General features: G+C 50.1%; 14 protein-coding genes and 1 riboswitch. Of the genes, 8 read left to right on the top strand and 6 right to left on the bottom strand.

Annotation, left to right across the window (positions count from 1 at the left end; translation table 11 throughout):
* Positions 1–35 precede the first annotated feature (35 nt).
* A complete protein-coding gene (locus ACYVUT_RS00905) occupies positions 36–518 on the bottom strand; it encodes a hypothetical protein (RefSeq protein ID WP_484499675.1) in 483 nt (160 codons plus the stop codon).
* Between the two features lie 116 nt (positions 519–634).
* On the opposite strand from ACYVUT_RS00905, the gene ACYVUT_RS00900 reads away from it, so the two are divergent.
* Positions 635–1,333: an NAD-dependent protein deacylase gene (locus ACYVUT_RS00900; RefSeq protein ID WP_439776125.1), complete on the top strand. Its 699-nt coding sequence runs from the start codon at positions 635–637 to the stop codon at positions 1,331–1,333.
* On the opposite strand, the gene ACYVUT_RS00895 is transcribed toward ACYVUT_RS00900, so the two are convergent.
* The gene (locus ACYVUT_RS00895; RefSeq protein WP_484499674.1) at positions 1,320–1,691 is read right to left on the bottom strand and encodes a DUF488 domain-containing protein; all 372 of its coding nucleotides are present in this window, start codon (positions 1,689–1,691) and stop codon (positions 1,320–1,322) included. The two genes, ACYVUT_RS00900 and ACYVUT_RS00895, sit on opposite strands and share 14 nt — an antisense overlap.
* 82 nt (positions 1,692–1,773) lie before the next feature.
* Here ACYVUT_RS00895 and ACYVUT_RS00890 point away from each other — a divergent pair, with 82 nt between their 5' ends.
* The 4 genes from ACYVUT_RS00890 (at position 1,774) to ACYVUT_RS00875 (ending at position 5,983) form a co-directional block, all read left to right on the top strand.
* Positions 1,774–2,400 (top strand): DNA-3-methyladenine glycosylase, encoded by a 627-nt coding sequence (locus tag ACYVUT_RS00890; protein WP_484499673.1) that lies wholly within the window; start codon positions 1,774–1,776, stop codon positions 2,398–2,400.
* 99 nt (positions 2,401–2,499) lie between these two features.
* Positions 2,500–2,675, top strand: a riboswitch (Lysine riboswitch).
* 119 nt (positions 2,676–2,794) lie between these two features.
* Complete coding sequence (locus tag ACYVUT_RS00885; RefSeq protein WP_439776128.1) at positions 2,795–4,378, top strand: ABC transporter substrate-binding protein/permease; 1,584 nt, start codon at positions 2,795–2,797, stop codon at positions 4,376–4,378.
* A gap of 3 nt (positions 4,379–4,381) precedes the next feature.
* Positions 4,382–5,143 (top strand): amino acid ABC transporter ATP-binding protein, encoded by a 762-nt coding sequence (locus ACYVUT_RS00880; RefSeq protein WP_484501361.1) that lies wholly within the window; start codon positions 4,382–4,384, stop codon positions 5,141–5,143.
* A gap of 360 nt (positions 5,144–5,503) precedes the next feature.
* Positions 5,504–5,983: a hypothetical protein gene (locus tag ACYVUT_RS00875; RefSeq protein ID WP_484501360.1), complete on the top strand. Its 480-nt coding sequence runs from the start codon at positions 5,504–5,506 to the stop codon at positions 5,981–5,983.
* Positions 5,984–6,059: 76 nt separating this feature from the next.
* Here ACYVUT_RS00875 and ACYVUT_RS00870 read toward each other — a convergent pair whose 3' ends face one another.
* From ACYVUT_RS00870 to ACYVUT_RS00855, 4 genes are all read right to left on the bottom strand, one after another.
* The gene (locus tag ACYVUT_RS00870) at positions 6,060–8,885 is read right to left on the bottom strand and encodes an EAL domain-containing protein (protein WP_484501359.1); all 2,826 of its coding nucleotides are present in this window, start codon (positions 8,883–8,885) and stop codon (positions 6,060–6,062) included.
* 368 nt (positions 8,886–9,253) lie between these two features.
* On the bottom strand, positions 9,254–10,447 hold the full coding sequence (locus tag ACYVUT_RS00865; protein ID WP_484501358.1) for a C40 family peptidase: 1,194 nt from the start codon (positions 10,445–10,447) through the stop codon (positions 9,254–9,256).
* Positions 10,448–10,675: 228 nt separating this feature from the next.
* Complete coding sequence (locus tag ACYVUT_RS00860) at positions 10,676–11,587, bottom strand: HNH endonuclease (RefSeq protein ID WP_484499669.1); 912 nt, start codon at positions 11,585–11,587, stop codon at positions 10,676–10,678.
* A gap of 119 nt (positions 11,588–11,706) precedes the next feature.
* Complete coding sequence (locus tag ACYVUT_RS00855; protein WP_270448365.1) at positions 11,707–11,841, bottom strand: hypothetical protein; 135 nt, start codon at positions 11,839–11,841, stop codon at positions 11,707–11,709.
* Positions 11,842–12,428: 587 nt separating this feature from the next.
* On the opposite strand from ACYVUT_RS00855, the gene ACYVUT_RS00850 reads away from it, so the two are divergent.
* The 3 genes from ACYVUT_RS00850 to htpX all read left to right on the top strand — a co-directional run bounded on the left by ACYVUT_RS00850 (position 12,429) and on the right by htpX (position 15,202).
* The gene (locus ACYVUT_RS00850) at positions 12,429–13,574 is read left to right on the top strand and encodes an SLC13 family permease (protein WP_484501357.1); all 1,146 of its coding nucleotides are present in this window, start codon (positions 12,429–12,431) and stop codon (positions 13,572–13,574) included.
* A gap of 157 nt (positions 13,575–13,731) precedes the next feature.
* On the top strand, positions 13,732–14,286 hold the full coding sequence (locus ACYVUT_RS00845; RefSeq protein ID WP_484499667.1) for a LemA family protein: 555 nt from the start codon (positions 13,732–13,734) through the stop codon (positions 14,284–14,286).
* A gap of 16 nt (positions 14,287–14,302) precedes the next feature.
* Positions 14,303–15,202, top strand: coding sequence for a zinc metalloprotease HtpX (gene htpX / locus ACYVUT_RS00840; protein ID WP_484501356.1), 900 nt, complete (start codon positions 14,303–14,305; stop codon positions 15,200–15,202).
* Positions 15,203–15,332: the final 130 nt, after the last annotated feature.

The raw sequence follows: 15,332 nt of genomic DNA, 5'->3' as shown, positions 1-15,332 counted from the left end.
AACAATTTAGAACAAAAAACGGGTTAGTCAGTTGACTAACCCATTTTTCTTACGTCAATATTTACCCCGCGTTCCAGGCGCTGCATCAAAAAAGAGACCACGTCGCTGGCCTGCTTGTTGAAGCGGAGGTAGTAGATCTGGTGGCGGCTGGTTTCCAGGGCCGCGATCGACAGGTCGCCCACTTCCGGCGGCGCCGCGGTCAGGATCACCTGGCTGATTTCACTGTATTTCAAGGTCCGGCGGAAGTAGCCGCTCAAAACGACCCGCTTGTCGGCCAAGCCTGACGTGGCTTCCAGAATCCCCGTCAAAATAAAGAGGGCCAGGAAGATGATAAAGCCAGGAGTGCCCATGTCCGAATAGCCCCAGCTGGTGGCCCCCAGCCAGACCAGCAGGATTGGCATGATCACCGCCGTCATCCGCCAGCGGGCCCGCATGATCACCGAAGCCTGGCAGTACCAGCTGTAGCCGGCATAGGCCGCCAGCAGGGTGTCGGCGACCAAGTAAAATAACGTGTCCATGGATTCACCTCAAATATAATATCTTCTGAAACTAGTAGCTTAATTATAGCAAATCAAGCGCTTATAATAGAATCAAAAGGCATTAAGCCGATTTTTCTTAAGAAAGAGGCAAAAAAATGGACCAAGCAAAACTTGCTGAATTTAAAGCAGACCTGAAAAAGGCCAAGCACCCCGTCTTTTTGACCGGGGCTGGCGTGTCAACCCACTCCGGCATCCCCGACTACCGGTCCAAAACTGGCATCTACAACGGGGTCAGCGAACCCCCGGAAGTCATCTTGAGCGAGGAGACCCTCTATGACCGGCCCCAGCTTTTTTACGACTTCGTCATGCAAAACATGTACTTCCCGGACGCCAAGCCGAACCTGATCCACCAAAAGATCGCGGCCATCTGCAATGAAAAAGGGGCCCTCATCACCCAAAACATCGACACCCTGGACCGGCAGGCCGGCAACCAGCACGTGACCGAATTTCATGGCAACCTCTACGACATCTACTGCTCCAAGTGCAAGCAAAAGGTCAGCTATGAGGAATACGCCAAGGGCTACAAGCACGAGTGCGGCGGCATCATCCGGCCCGGCATCGTCCTTTACGGGGAAGGCATCAACCCGGACAATGTCAACCAGTCCATCCTGGAAATGCGGCAAAGTGACCTGGTCGTGATCGTCGGCACCAGCTTCGTCGTCTACCCCTTCGCCGGCCTCTTAGGCTACGCGCCAAAAGACGCCAAAATTTGGGCGGTCAACCTGACTGAGATCCCGGCACAAGGGATCAAGCAGCTGATCGGCGACGCCTTGGAAGTTTTTAAGGAAGTTTAGCCAGAGCAGCTTCAGCTGCTTCTTTTAAGACAATGGCCTGGTTGTGCTCTTCATCTTTAGCCCCGTACAAAAAGAGGACATCTTCTTTTTGCAAGAGCTCTTGCAAATGTTCCACGAAAGCCGGCCATTCCGGATTGTCCGCTAATTCTTCCAAGTAATATTGACGGAAGTCCGGATACCGGTCCGGGTCATGCTTGAACCAGCTCCGCAATTCCCGGCTGGGAGCCAGCTCTTTCTCCCACTCGTCCAAATTGGCGGCTTCTTTTTTGACCCCCCGGGGCCAGAGCCGGTCGACTAAGATCCGGTAGCCAGCTGGCTGCTCTTTGGCATAGATACGGACAGTTTTGATCGTTGACATAGATGCACGCTTTCTCTTAAAGATGTTTTTTATTACGGCTTTTACTGTATTTCTTATTTTAGTTAGAAAGATTGATTAAGCAATGGACTACAGGAATTTTTTCACCGGCCGGCCCACCAGCGAGATCTGCCAGGACTTGATCGGCCGCCCTTTTTACTATCAAGCCGGCGGGGAAAAAATCGGCGGCTATATCGTTGAAGCCGAAGCCTACCTGGGGGTAAAGGACCGGGCCGCCCACTCCTTTGGGGGAAGAAGAAGCCAGGCCAACGAGGGCCTGTGGCGGGCAGGCGGGACAATTTACATCTATGCCCAGCGGCAGTACGTCTTTTTCGACGTGGCCTGCCAGGAGGAAGGCAACCCCCAGGGGGTCTTAATCCGGGCCATTGAGCCAGTCTGGGGCATCGACGAAATGACCAAAAACCGGGGCGGCAAAAACGGGGTCCTTTTGACCAACGGACCAGCCAAATTAATGCAGGCCATGGGTATCAAGTCAAGAAAATGGGACCTGGCCCCTTTGGCGGACAGTCCTTTCACCATTGATTTGACTGAGAAAAAAGCGGCTAAAGAGATCGCCGCTTCCCCTAGAATCGGGATCGTCCAAGCTGACCCGGAATGGGCCCAGGCGCCTCTTCGCTATTACCTGGCCGGCAACCCCTACGTTTCTGGCATGAAGAAGCGGGACTGGGCGGAAGATCATGGCTGGGCGTGAATAAGAAAAGCGCTGACAATCGCCAAAAATTCAAAAAGCTAATTTTTTCTTGACATTTTCTTAAAAGTAATTTAGCCTAAATGTAGTTAAAAAATTATCCAATACAATAGAGGTCGCGATCGTTCACAAAAGCAAGGGGAGCTCACTGACAGTGCTGAGCCTTGTCACTAAGGGATATCGCCGAAATCAGCAGGGTAGTCGTGCGCGCTGTTGGTTGGGCTGCAGGAGAAAATTCTGCAGACTGTCCTAGTTTTCTAGGGAGCGCTATAATTTTTGGTATTCATACTGAATTTTACAGAAACAAAGCAAGCCTCATTGTACACGCAATGGGGCTTTTTTGCCGCTTTTTATTGTATTTCATAACTTGCAAAAAGCATATCGGAGGTTTATTCAGATGAAAAAGCACAGCAGCTGGATCAGCGCCTTAATGGCGGCGGTCCTGACGCTTGTCTTAGCTGTCAGTTGGAGCCAGCCGGCGCAAGCCAGCGGCACCTTGAAGATTGGGATGGAAGCCAACTACGCTCCATACAACTGGACCCAGACCACGTCCGCTAACGGCGCGGTCAAGATCGACGGGACCAGCTCCTACGCCAATGGTTACGACGTCAAGATCGCCAAGATCATTGCCAAGAAGCTGGGCAAGAAGGTCATCGTGGAAAAGACCCAGTGGGACGGGCTTTTGCCAGCCCTGACCAGTGGCAAGATCGACTTGATCATTGCCGGGATGAGCCCAACGGCTGAAAGACGGAAGGCCATCAACTTTACCACTCCATACCGGACCACCAACTTCGTGGTCATCGTCAACAAGCAGAGCAAGTACGCCAAGGCCAAGTACCTGACTGACTTCAAGGGGGCCAAGCTGACCGCCCAGCAAGGGACTCTGCACTATGACCTGATCAAGCAGCTGCCAGGCGCTACGCGTGAGCCAGCCTCCAAGGACTTCGCCGCCATGCGGGAATCCCTGGAAGCAGGGACGATCGACGGTTACGTGGCTGAAGACACGGAACTGACCTCCTTCAAGATGGTCGACTCCAACATCACCGGGGTCAACCTGTCCAAGATGAAGGGCTTCAAGGTCTCCTCTTCTGACGCTGAAGTTTCCATCGGGGTCAAGAAGGGCAACGACCAGCTGCTCAGTCAGGTCAACAAGGTTTTGGCCGGCATTTCCACTTCAGAAAGAAACAAGCTGATGAAGGAAGCTGTTCAGCAGCAGCCGCAGACCAACACCAAGAAGGAAAACTGGCTGGTCTCCATGCTGAAGAACTACGGGCAGATGATCCTGGAAGGGATCGGGATGACTCTCTTGATCTCCTTGATCGGTACCATTGCCGGTTTCTTCATCGGTTTATTGGTCGGGATCGTGCGGACTATTCCAGAGCCAAAGAACAAGTTCAAGAAGGGCCTTTTAGCCTTCTGCAAGTGGCTTTTGTCAGTCTACGTTGAAATCTTCCGCGGTACGCCAATGATGGTTCAAGCCGCGGTTATCTACTACGGGATTGCCCAGTTCTGGCACATCAACTTGAACAGAACGGTTGCCGCTTTGATCATCGTCTCCATCAACACCGGGGCCTACCTGGCCGAAGTCATCCGCGGGGGGATCATCTCCACGCCGAAGGGGCAGTTTGAAGCCGCCAGTGCTTTGGGGATGACCCACAACCAGAGAATGTGGAACATCATCCTGCCACAGGCCATCCGGAACTGTCTGCCGTCAATCACCAACGAATTTATCGTCAACATCAAGGACACTTCAGTATTGAGCATCATTTCAGTATCAGAACTGTTCTTCGTTGGTTCAACGATTGCCAGCCAGAGCTTCCAGTTCTTCCAAACCTACCTGGTCATCTCGGTCATCTACCTCTTCTTGACCTTTACGATCACCCGGATCTTCAACTTGATTGAAAAGCACATCGAAGGTCCTGAAAACTACAATATGATGGCCAACCAAGTTCAAGTCGGCAAGCAGGAAGGAGACAAGTAAAAGATGGCTGATTACAAGGGCAATGAAACTATTTTAAATGTTCAGCACCTGCAAAAGGCTTACGGTGAACACCAGGTTTTGAAGGATATTTCCTTTGAAGTCCACAAGGGCGAGGTTATGACGGTCATCGGTCCTTCCGGTGGCGGTAAGTCAACCATGCTCCGCTGCATCAACTTGCTGGAAGATCCAACTGGCGGGAAAATTCTTTTCCATGACCAAAACATCCTGGATGAAAACTTCAACATCCCCCACTACCGGTCCAAGGTCGGCATGGTTTTCCAGCAGTTTGAGCTTTTTGAAAACAAGAACGTCTTGCAAAACTGCATGATCGGCCAGGAACTGGTTCTGAAGCGGTCAAAGGAAGAAGCCAAGAAGATTGCCTTGGAGAACCTGAAGACCGTTGGGATGGACCCTTACGTCGACGCTAAGCCCCGCCAATTGTCTGGTGGGCAGAAACAGAGAGTAGCGATTGCCAGAGCCATCTCCATGAACCCGGAAATCCTCCTCTTCGACGAACCGACTAGTGCCCTTGACCCGGAAATGGTCGGGGAAGTTTTGGAAACCATGAAGAAGCTGGCCAAGACTGGTTTGACCATGATTGTGGTTACCCACGAAATGGCCTTCGCCAAGGAAGTTTCCGACCAGGTCCTCTTCATGAGCGACGGTTACGTGGCTGAACAAGGCAGCCCGGATGAAATCTTCAACCATCCGCAAAGCGAAAAGACCCAGAAGTTCTTAGCCAACTTCCGTGGCCCGCAAATTTAATGAATGCATAGAAAAAGCAGCCTCACGGCTGCTTTTTTCTGTTTGCGGAAAATAACGTGATTTAAATTCTTGCGAAGTTCATCGAAACATTTCAAAAAAACTTTTTTAAACAAATAAGTAAAAATCAAAGAAAAAATAGCTAAATTTATGTTTCAATGCCAAACCAAAGTACTTTAAGAGTATAATTAACTATATGAAAGGTTTGTGAGATGATGAGCTTTTCTTGTTGTGCTAGTGTATTGCTGCGATAGTGCTGAAGAATGATAGGGATATATGTTTCTTGTACACGTTTCTTCATTACTAAAAACACTGTAGTGCTATTACACTAACGAGAAAGATGGACTTTGTGAGGTGGAAAGGATGAAAAGAAAAATTGTATTTGGTCTGCAATTAATCGTTAACGTGTATTTTGCTACTTGGCCTTTGCGGTTGATTGTAGATAATTCAGCTAAGTGGCGCTTGTCTGGACCAGCCAATGGCTTTTTTGGCTTCATGGACCGGGTCGCCAAAAGTATTTCTTGGCCGCTCTTTTTAGTCTACCTGCTTTTGCTGGTAATGATTGCAGTGGCCGCTCTTTGGACTTGGTTCTTTGAGTGCAAACAAGACACGATAAAACAAGGTTGGCAGAAGATTATCTGGTTTTTGCAGCTGATCATTAATGAACTGGGTTGTCTGGGTTTAACCTCATCATGGACTATGATGCTAGAGTACGACAGTGATCCAGGATGGGCCATTATTGTTGACCTGTTCATGCTTTTTATCATAGTTATTTTCGCTTTTGCCTTAACTGAAAAGTTTACTAATCGTGGAGGAGATAATTCTGGATCATACCCATCGTAGCACTAACAACTAAATCACAAATACAAGAAAAGGCTTCCGCTTACCGCGGAAGCCTTTTGCTTATCTTCTTTCTATCCTACTTGGCCAAGCCTTCAAAGGTGTAGACGAAGGCGTCGCGCTGACTCTTTTGGTCGTGGGCCAGGTAGCGGACCTCCAACAAGTACTGCTTGCCTCTGAAGTTGAAAATCCGGCTGACTGGGCCCGGCTTTTGGGCGCTTTCTTCCATCAATTCCAGGATAGCCTGCTTGAATGGGTATTCCTGGTTGGCCTTTGCTTCCCAGCTATCAAGCTTGTAGCCGAAGCCCCTTAGGGACTGCCGGTAGCTCTCATTCATGAAGCTGAAGCGGACAAATGCATCTGTCCCCTTCTCCAGAATGCAAATCGGCAGCTTGATGCCCACAGTCTGCTGGCTGCCCCGGTCAATCATCGGGTCAAACAGCACATTAACCTGGCTGATCTGGTCATAGTAGTGGTTGCTGCAAGGATCCTCCAGTTGGCCGGCCTCCAGCTTTGCCAAAAATTCTTCTTCCGGAATCGGCTTGGAGAATAAGTAGCCCTGCTGGCGCTCGCAGCCAATTTCCCGCAAGAAATCCGACTGCTCCTGGGTTTCCACCCCTTCACAAAGGGTGTGCATCCCCAGCTTTTTGGCCATATCAACCACAATGGCCAGCAAGGTCTTGACCTTGGACCGGCTGTTAAAGTCCCGCAAAAAGACCATATCGATCTTCAAAAGGTCAAAATCATATTCATCCAAATTATTGAAGTTGGAATAGCCGCTGCCGAAGTCGTCCATCCAGACCTCATAACCGCTCTTATGGAAATTGGCGATAGCCTGCCGCAATTCCTGCGGTTTGCTGGTCACGGTCGATTCCAGGATTTCAATCTTCAGCAGACTGGATGGCAGCTTAAATTGCTGGCGGATTTTTTCAATCTCGGCAAAAATGTCGCAGACCTGGAAGTCCACCCGGGAGAGGTTGACCGAGATCGGCACCAAAGGCTTCTTTTCCTCTCTTCTTCTGGCCAGCATAGCGCAGACTTGGCGGATGATGGATAAGTCCAGCTTGTGCACCAGGTGGGCCTCTTCCAGAACCTCAATAAAGAAATTCGGTCCCAAAACCCCGTACTTTGGGTCAACCCAGCGGGCCAGGGCTTCTGCCCCGCAGATCCGCCCGGTCAAGCTGCGGCTCTCCAGCTGGAAGTAAGGCCGGATCCAGCCCTCGTCCAAGGCTTTTTGGAAGTTCTCCAGGACATAGCCCCGTCTTTCAAATTCTTCCCGGACTTCCCTGTTGTAGACCTGGCAGACCACCGCCCGGTTGTTGTTGAGGTAGCGCAAAGCCCGCTTGGCCTTGTCGACCGCCGTCATCAAACCCTCGCTGACGTCTTTATAGTGGTAGACCCCGGCCCGGATGCTGGCGTCTGTCTCCTTGTTAACCTCATCTGCCGCCTCTTCCAGGCTCTTTACCAGGTCGGGCGCGTCCGTGGCCAAGAGGAAGTTGTCTTCCGCGAAGCGGACCAATACTCCATCCTTAAAAAACTTCTGCAGAATTTGGGCAATCTGCAAGAGAAGCTGGTCGCCCTTCTCAAAGCCATAGCGATTGTTGTAGGCCTGCATGTTACTGACATTGATCAAAACAACAGCAGGCGTATCCCCTTTTTCCAGGCAAGACTTAAGGTAGGAGCGGGCAAAACTGTGGAAGTAGTTGGTGTTGGGCAGGCCAGTCACCTTGTCGACGAAGAAGTTGTTTTCCCGGATTTCCCCATCCAGGTCCCGCTTTTGGTGGTAGACCTTTTCTTCCGCGATCCGCAATTGCGCCGCCAGATCCCCGTCAGCCATGTCCAAGCGGACAGCAGAAGTCACCAGCTGGGGCGAAACAGACAGGCCATGCACATCAGACAGATGCTTGACCTCTTCCTGCATGTCGTCAAAAAAGCTTTTGACCGCGGCGTCATCAGCCAGCTTCACCACGGCCAAAAATTCATCCCCGCCATAGTGGCAGCTGAAGCCGTGCATTTTTTCCGACAATTTCTCAACCGCCTGGCTGACCACAAACAAGACCCGGTCGCCTTCTGACCGGCCATAGATGTCATTGATCGACCTGAGGCCGTTCATATCGATTAAAAGCAGGTAGTATTCACGGCTGCTTCCCCGTCTTTGAATGCTTCTTAGGTGGGTTCTCAGCTTTTCCCGGCCCTTGATGTTGCTCAAGCTGCCCAAAGACACGGTGTCAACCAGAGTTCTAAACTGGTAAACCGCCAAGAACAAGAGGCAAGCCGTGGCCACGTAGGCGTAAAATGGAAAGGTATCAACGTAGATGTCCAGGCCACCGAAGATGACCAGGAGCATCGGCCAGCTGGCCGTGGTCAGGTAAAATTGCCGGATATTTTTGGAAGGGCTCTGCCGGATCCCATTGATGGCCAGACCAATCGCGGCCAAAGAATACAGGAGGGGAACCAGCAAAAGCAGGAGGTTGTAAAGGAGGGTTGGCTGAAGCTTGGCCGTTAAGAGCCTGCCAGGGTTGATCAAGAGAACGAACAGTTCAAAGATCCCATTAAGCAGGGCAACTGAGCAGACCAGCATCCGCTTGGACCGGCTGTCGGCCAAGCTGAATTCCCCACATTGATCGATGTAGAAAAAGACTGCCAGACTGACAAAGTCCAGCATCCACAGCTTATACGTCCCGGTAAAAAGCAGACCTGCCTGGCTGGCTGGCAGAACCCCGCCCGTTTGCAGCTTGTCCAGGGCGTCGCCTAAAAAATAAAGGGTTTCACTGACCAGCGATACCGCCAGCCACTTTTCTCTTTTGCCATAGTTCGTAATTGGCTTTAAAGCGCCGGTCAAGATCAGCATGATTGCCATGCAGAAGAATTCCCCCAGCGCGTAAAGCAGAGCCGTATTTGTCATTTTCCCGCGATCCCCTTTAATCTAAAAGTTGCCTACCTTAATTTGTCCTTTTTACCTTTAGATTATAGCCCATATTTGCTTGAAAAAAAGTTTTTTTGAGCTGATAGCTTATTAAATTATAGCTGCAACGCTATCTAGTTATAAAAGTAATTTTAACAGCGTTTTCCGAACAATTATTTTATTATCTGTCTAAATCCCGTTATAGCGGCTTTTATTCAAAAGTTTCAGTAGATATTATAATAAAAGCAAAATTAAAAAGCTGACAATTATAAACAAAATAGTACACCCTTGCTTGTGGCCCAGAAAACGAAACAACGCCAGCCGGCTGGCTGACGCTGCTTGAGAACTGTTTGCTATCAATGAGTATTTTAGCCTAAAACGCGAACGGCAAAGCTTGGCGTGTAGGAGGACACGCTGCCGACCATCACGTTTTGGCCTGGGGCTGGAGCCATGACATATTGGCCGCCGCCCAAGGCGATGGCTACGTGGTAGGCTGAACCGTATGAACCCCAGAAGTAAAGGTCACCGGCTTGGGCGCTGGCTACGCTGATCTTGGTGCCGGCGTATTGCTGGGTGTAAGTAGTCCGGCCCAGGTTGATGCCGAAGTGGCTGTAAACGTATTGTACCAAGCCAGAGCAGTCAAAGCCGCTTGGCGTGGTCCCGCCCCAAACGTAAGGCACGCCCAGGAAGGTCAAAGCGTATGAAGTAATCGCGCTGGCACTGGCTGATGCGGTTGAAGTTGAAGTTGAGCTAGAAGTTGAACCAGTTGGTGCCTGACTGACTGCTTGACTGCTGCTTGCTGCAGTATTGGTATTTGAAGCCGTCGTGTTAGTGCTTGACGCGGTGTTGGTAGTTGCTGCAGTGTTAGTACTTGAAGTAGTACTTGAAGCAGCGCTTGCTGCAGTATTAGTGTTGGTCGTGGTAGACGCACTGGTGTTAGAAGCAGTTGACTGGCTCTGAGCCTTGGCACTAGTGCTGGTGTTAGTAGTGGTACTCTTCGTCTTAGTAGTAGTCTTCTTGGCCTTTGGCGCCTGGCTGGAAGCAGTCGTGCTGGTTGATGCAGTGTTAGTGCTTGCAGCAGTTGAGCTTGAGCCAGTAGTTACGCCGCCCACCCCGTAAGTAGTCATGCCGGCCCGCAGGTTCAAGCTTTGGCCGATCAAGATGGTGCTGCTTGATAAGTTGTTGGCCTTCATCAAGGCACTCACGGAAACGCCGTACTTCTTAGCCAGGCTCCATAAAGTATCGCCCTTTACAACCGTGTGGGTCGTTGCAGTAGTGTTTACGCTAGTTGCAGCAGACGTGCTAGTCTTGGCAGCCTTGACTGCCTTAGTTGACTTGGCTGGGATCTGCAGCTTCTGGCCCACGTAGATCAAGTGGCCGGAAACGCCGTTAGCCTTCTTCAAGTCGCTTACTGAAACGCCGTACTTCTTTGACAAGCCCCACAGGGTGTCGTTCTTAACAACAGTGTAGCTGTCAGCCAAAGCGTTGGCACCCGTGGTCAAAAGGGCGCCGGAAGCACTCAGCGTTGCCAAAGCAGTCATCAACAGATTCTTTTTCTTCATGAAACTTCTTTTCTCCTTTAACATGTGGTTTGTTTGCTAACAATCTATAGTATAACTTTCAATTGTTACAAGAATGTATCGGTCTGATTACAAAACGAAAAAGCGCTGCAGGTTGTTCTGTAGCGCTTTTGTAAACTTTGTAAGCCTGTACATTCTGGAGATTTTTTCTGCAAAAAGCTTTCCGATCTAACTTTTAGTGCTCTCTTCATAAGGCTTAAGTTATCCAAACTAGATGATTTCCTTGTCCTGCTGGGCCAAATAGAGCTTCCAGCCCAACTTGAAGTGGTCCTCGCGCAAGTGGCGAGCCGCGTCATAGTCGCTCTCCAAGCTGTCGATAGCATCCCGCAGGCGCTTGTTTTGCTTGCGAATGGCGGCCAGTTCCGGGTCATTCACCACGCCCTTTAAATGCACCTTGGCCGCCAGCAGATTCCGCCGGTCCTGGAATTCTTTTTCCAAAGGGCCCAGGGCATTCTCGTACTTGACCAGCTTCTTGTTTAAAGGCTGCAATTCTTCGTTCAGCTTAACGAAAAGGTCATAGGGCATGTTGGACTTGATCCGGTTGCACTCGCTGCAAGACAGGGTCAGATTGTCCAGGCTGTTATCGTGTGAAACAGAAACAGGGTCCTTATGGTCCACGCTCCGCCCCCGCCGGCCGCAATACTGGCAGCGGTACTTATACTTGGCCCGGATCCGCTCCCGGTCGATGTAGTCAACCTCGTTTAACTGGAAGTCAACGCTGAGGCCTAAAGCTTGGAGTTTTTCCGCGAAAGGCAGTTTCCCTGGTAAAAAGAAGCTGGGATCATCCTCTGCCTTGATCACGGCCTGGTTGAAGTCTGATCTGGAGAGCTGCTGCTTGGCCAGGACATTGCCGTCATAGTCCTGCATGAGGGCCTCGTAGGACCGGCGGATTTTTAAATCCGGCAGGGTAAAGTCATCAGCAGCTTCCCCGTCCTTGCCCACAAAGGCATAGAGGAGGTTGGCCGCGAAGAGCTTGACCACGGGATTAGGGTAAGCTGCCGGATCCAGCCCCCGCTGCCGGCAGATGTCACACAGGCTGGTCAGGCGGTCGTTGACCAGGCCGGGCAGCTTGAAATGCAGGGATTCCAGTCTTAAGCCGCAGCTGCTGCACTGAAACTTCATTATTGCATCCTCTTTTCTTACTTACTTGTCTCTTAGCTTTTCCTATCATAAGGCAAAAAGCGGGCGAAAAAAAGGCCCCAGCGCTAAGCCGGGGCCTTTATTGTCTGTTCAAAAACAAATTACTTGTTTTCGTCCTTAGCAGCTTGGTTCAAGTAGTTTACAACTGCAGCTGCGTGAGCAACGCGTTCCTTAGCGTTAGAAGCGTTACGTGGACGACGGTGTGGGTTGATACCCGTGTGGATATTTCTTGACATGTCTCTTCATCCTTTCATCGATTTTCGAAAATCAGTAGTAATTATACCCCTCTTCCCCTATGTTAGGCAAGCCTTTTCGGCATTTCTTTGCCCCCAGGCCCTTTTTCGGCAAAAAACTGCGGAGCTGTCTTCAGTCAGAAATGTTAAATGGATTTAACAAAAACGTCTAAGGCGGATTTTTAGCAGCTCACTGCTTCTCTTTTTCACTTTCGACACCGCTTACATTATTTCAGAAACCAAAAGCATGCTTTTGACTTTTTTGTGGCCTTGTAAAAAGTCGACACGTTTTAATCGCTTAAAAAAGGCAGCAAAGTCCATTTTTTGCCTTCCGGCATAAATCCCGTATTACCAGTAACTAAACCGCTTTCTTGAAACTTTTCTGTTTTTTCAAGCAGCTAAAAAAGCCGGGTTTTTGGTCTAGTGCGTTTTGCCAACATCCTTTCAATAACATCTGTTCGTTAATTTTGAACTATTGAGATTTAGCGAAAAATGGTTGACAATGGAACTACACGAAAGTAAAGTCCGTTTTCGCTTTTCGTTAACTTTACGTAAATTTTGTAAGCATGATTCTGAGTAGAGGAATTTATATGGAAGCCGCCAAAAGCAAAAGTTCAAATAATTTTTTGACCGTCTTAAAGAAAATTTTTAGCGACCGAATTCTGCAGATCACCATCGTGATCACCATCATCAGTCTCTTCTTTGCCCGGCCGCGCAGCGCCGACATGAACTGGCACACGATTGAGTCCGTCACGACCATGCTGGTCTTGATCCAGGTCTACAGCTACCTGCACGTCTTGGATATTATTGCCTATAAACTGACGGCGATCGCTGACTCCACCCGGAAACTGATCCTCCTTTTTACTCTCTTGTCCGTCTTCTCGGGCATGTTCCTGGGCAACGACATCACCTGCTTGACTATGATTCCCCTGTACTTGAACATCGCCAAGAAGTACAAGTTGCCGGAAATCCTGCCAGCCACCTTGATCGGGATGGGGGCCAACATCGGGGCGGCCTTCACCCCATGGGGCAACCCCCACAACATCTTCGTGGTCTCCAACTACCACTTGATGCCAGCCACCTTCTTTAAGTGGACCCTGCCTTACTTGATCGCGGCCATGGTTGTCTTTCTCTGCGTCTTCTTCTTTATTCCAAAGAAGGACATCCCAACCCAGGAAGTGGTTGAAATCGACGTCAGCTGGCCAATGACGATGATCACCACGGTCATCTTCGCCTTCTTCTTCGTCGGCGTCTTCAAGTTCGTTCCCATCTGGATGCCAATGCTGGCTTCCATCATCTGGGCCTTGATCGTCAACTGGAAGATCCTGCTCCACATTGACTACTCACTCTTGCTGACCTTTACCCTGTTCTTCGTCTTCATCAGCGACATCCAGCAGATTCCTTTTGTCGTGACCTTGATCCACGGCCTGGTCGGCACTGAAATGAGCACTTACTGGACGGCCATCCTGTCCAGCCAGGTCATGAGCAACGTCCCGTCCACCATCCTGGTCGGCAAGTTCTCCAAGTACGCTGAAGCCTTGACTTTAGGTTCCAACATTGGTGGCTTCGGGTCACCAATCGGGTCCATGGCCAACATGCTGGTTATGCGGACCTTCTACGCCCACGCTTCCAAGGATGCTAAGAAGAAGTTCTTCCCGAAGTGGCTGGGCTACCAGATCGCCGGCTTGATCATCCTCTCCCTTATCGGCTGGATCATCGTCAAGCTGAACCTGTAGCAACATTTCAAATCTCTCAAGCGTCTCCTTAGGAGGCGTTTTTTGTTTAAAAACTAGTGCTCAGTTAGCTTTTAATATATAATCTTATTAAAACGGCCGGAAGCATCTGGCCAAAGTGAATTCACGCCCCTCTGGGGCCTAGAAAGGGAGGCAAAAAATGGCAGTCTGGATTATTGCTATTTTAGTCGTATTAATCGTTATTTTTTACATTTCAGCCTACAACGGCCTGCAAAAGGCCAAGGTTAACACTGAAGAGGCCTGGAGTCAGATCAGCGTTCAGCTCAAGCGGCGGAACGACTTGATCCCTAACCTGGTGGAAACCGTCAAAGGCTACGCCAAGCACGAAAAGGAAACTTTGAGCAAGGTGGTTGAACTCAGAAACCAGCTGACTCAAATTCCGGCTGACGACCACGAAGGGGCCATGAAGGTCTCCAACCAAATCACTGACAGCTTGAAGACCATCTTCGCCTTGTCTGAAAGCTACCCGGACCTGAAGGCCAACACCAACTTCGCCAACCTGCAGGAAGAACTGACCAACACGGAAAACAAGATTGCCTACTCACGGCAATTGTTCAACTCCAGCGCGGCTGTCTACAACAAGATGCTGGTGGTCTTCCCATCCAACATCGTAGCCAACATTCACCACTTCACCAAGGTTGACTACCTGGACATCCCTGAAGAAGAAACCAAGGTACCAAAGGTATCCTTTTAAAGATTAAGGGATCGCCATGCTATATCAACAAATTGCCCAAAACAAGCGGAAAACGGCCGGGGTCCTGGTCGTTTTCGTTTTGATCTTTGCCCTGGTGGGCGCTGGGTTAGGCCAGCTGATGTGGGACAAGCCCCTGCCAGGCATTTTGACCGCCGGCGTCATTGCCTTGATTTACTCTTTCCTGGTCTTCCAGGATCCGGTCAATGTCGTCATGAGCATGAACCATGCCCAGCATTTAAATAAAGAGGACAATCCCCAGCTTTTTCACATCGTGGAAGACATGGCCTTAGTAGCCAATATTCCCATGCCTGAGGTCTACTTGATTCCGGACAAGAGCCCCAACGCTTTCGCAACCGGCCTGTCCCCGGACAAGTCAGCCATCGCTGTTACCCAGGGTCTCTTAGACATGATGAACAGAGAAGAGCTGGAAGGGGTCCTGGGCCACGAGATTTCCCATATCCGCAACTATGACATCCGCCTGTCCATGGTGGCCCTGGTTTTGGTCAGCGCCATCAGCTTTATCGCTGACTTTGCCCAAAACTGGGTCTGGTTCGGCTTTGGCATTGACAGAGACGATGACGACGACCGGGAAGGCGGAACGCTTGGGATGATCATCGGCGTGATCGGGGTTATTTTCGTTCTGATCCTGGGTCCGCTGGCGGCCAGCCTGGCTCAGATGGCCTTGTCCAGAAACCGGGAATACCTGGCTGACGCCAGTTCAGTTGAATTGACCCGGAACCCGCACGGCTTGATCAGCGCCTTGACCAAGATTGAGAACAGCCAGCCCATGCAGGCGGCCAACAGCGCCAGCGCGTCTTTGTATATTGAGGACCCGATCAGACGGCACAGCTTAAGCCACTTGTTTGACACCCACCCGCCAACGGCTGACCGGATCAAGCGCTTGGAAAAAATGTAATTTCAACACAAAAGCTTCCAGATTTTTCTGGAAGCTTTTTTGCTCTACCTAAATTTAAGTTATATTTATCTTCCGTCTTCTATTTGTTATAATGCACGTATTAAATTGCTACCTTTTTCAAAAATGTGTA

The organism is Lactobacillus sp. WILCCON 0059, assembly GCF_057197985.1.
This window is presented reverse-complemented; position numbering and strand designations above follow the sequence as displayed.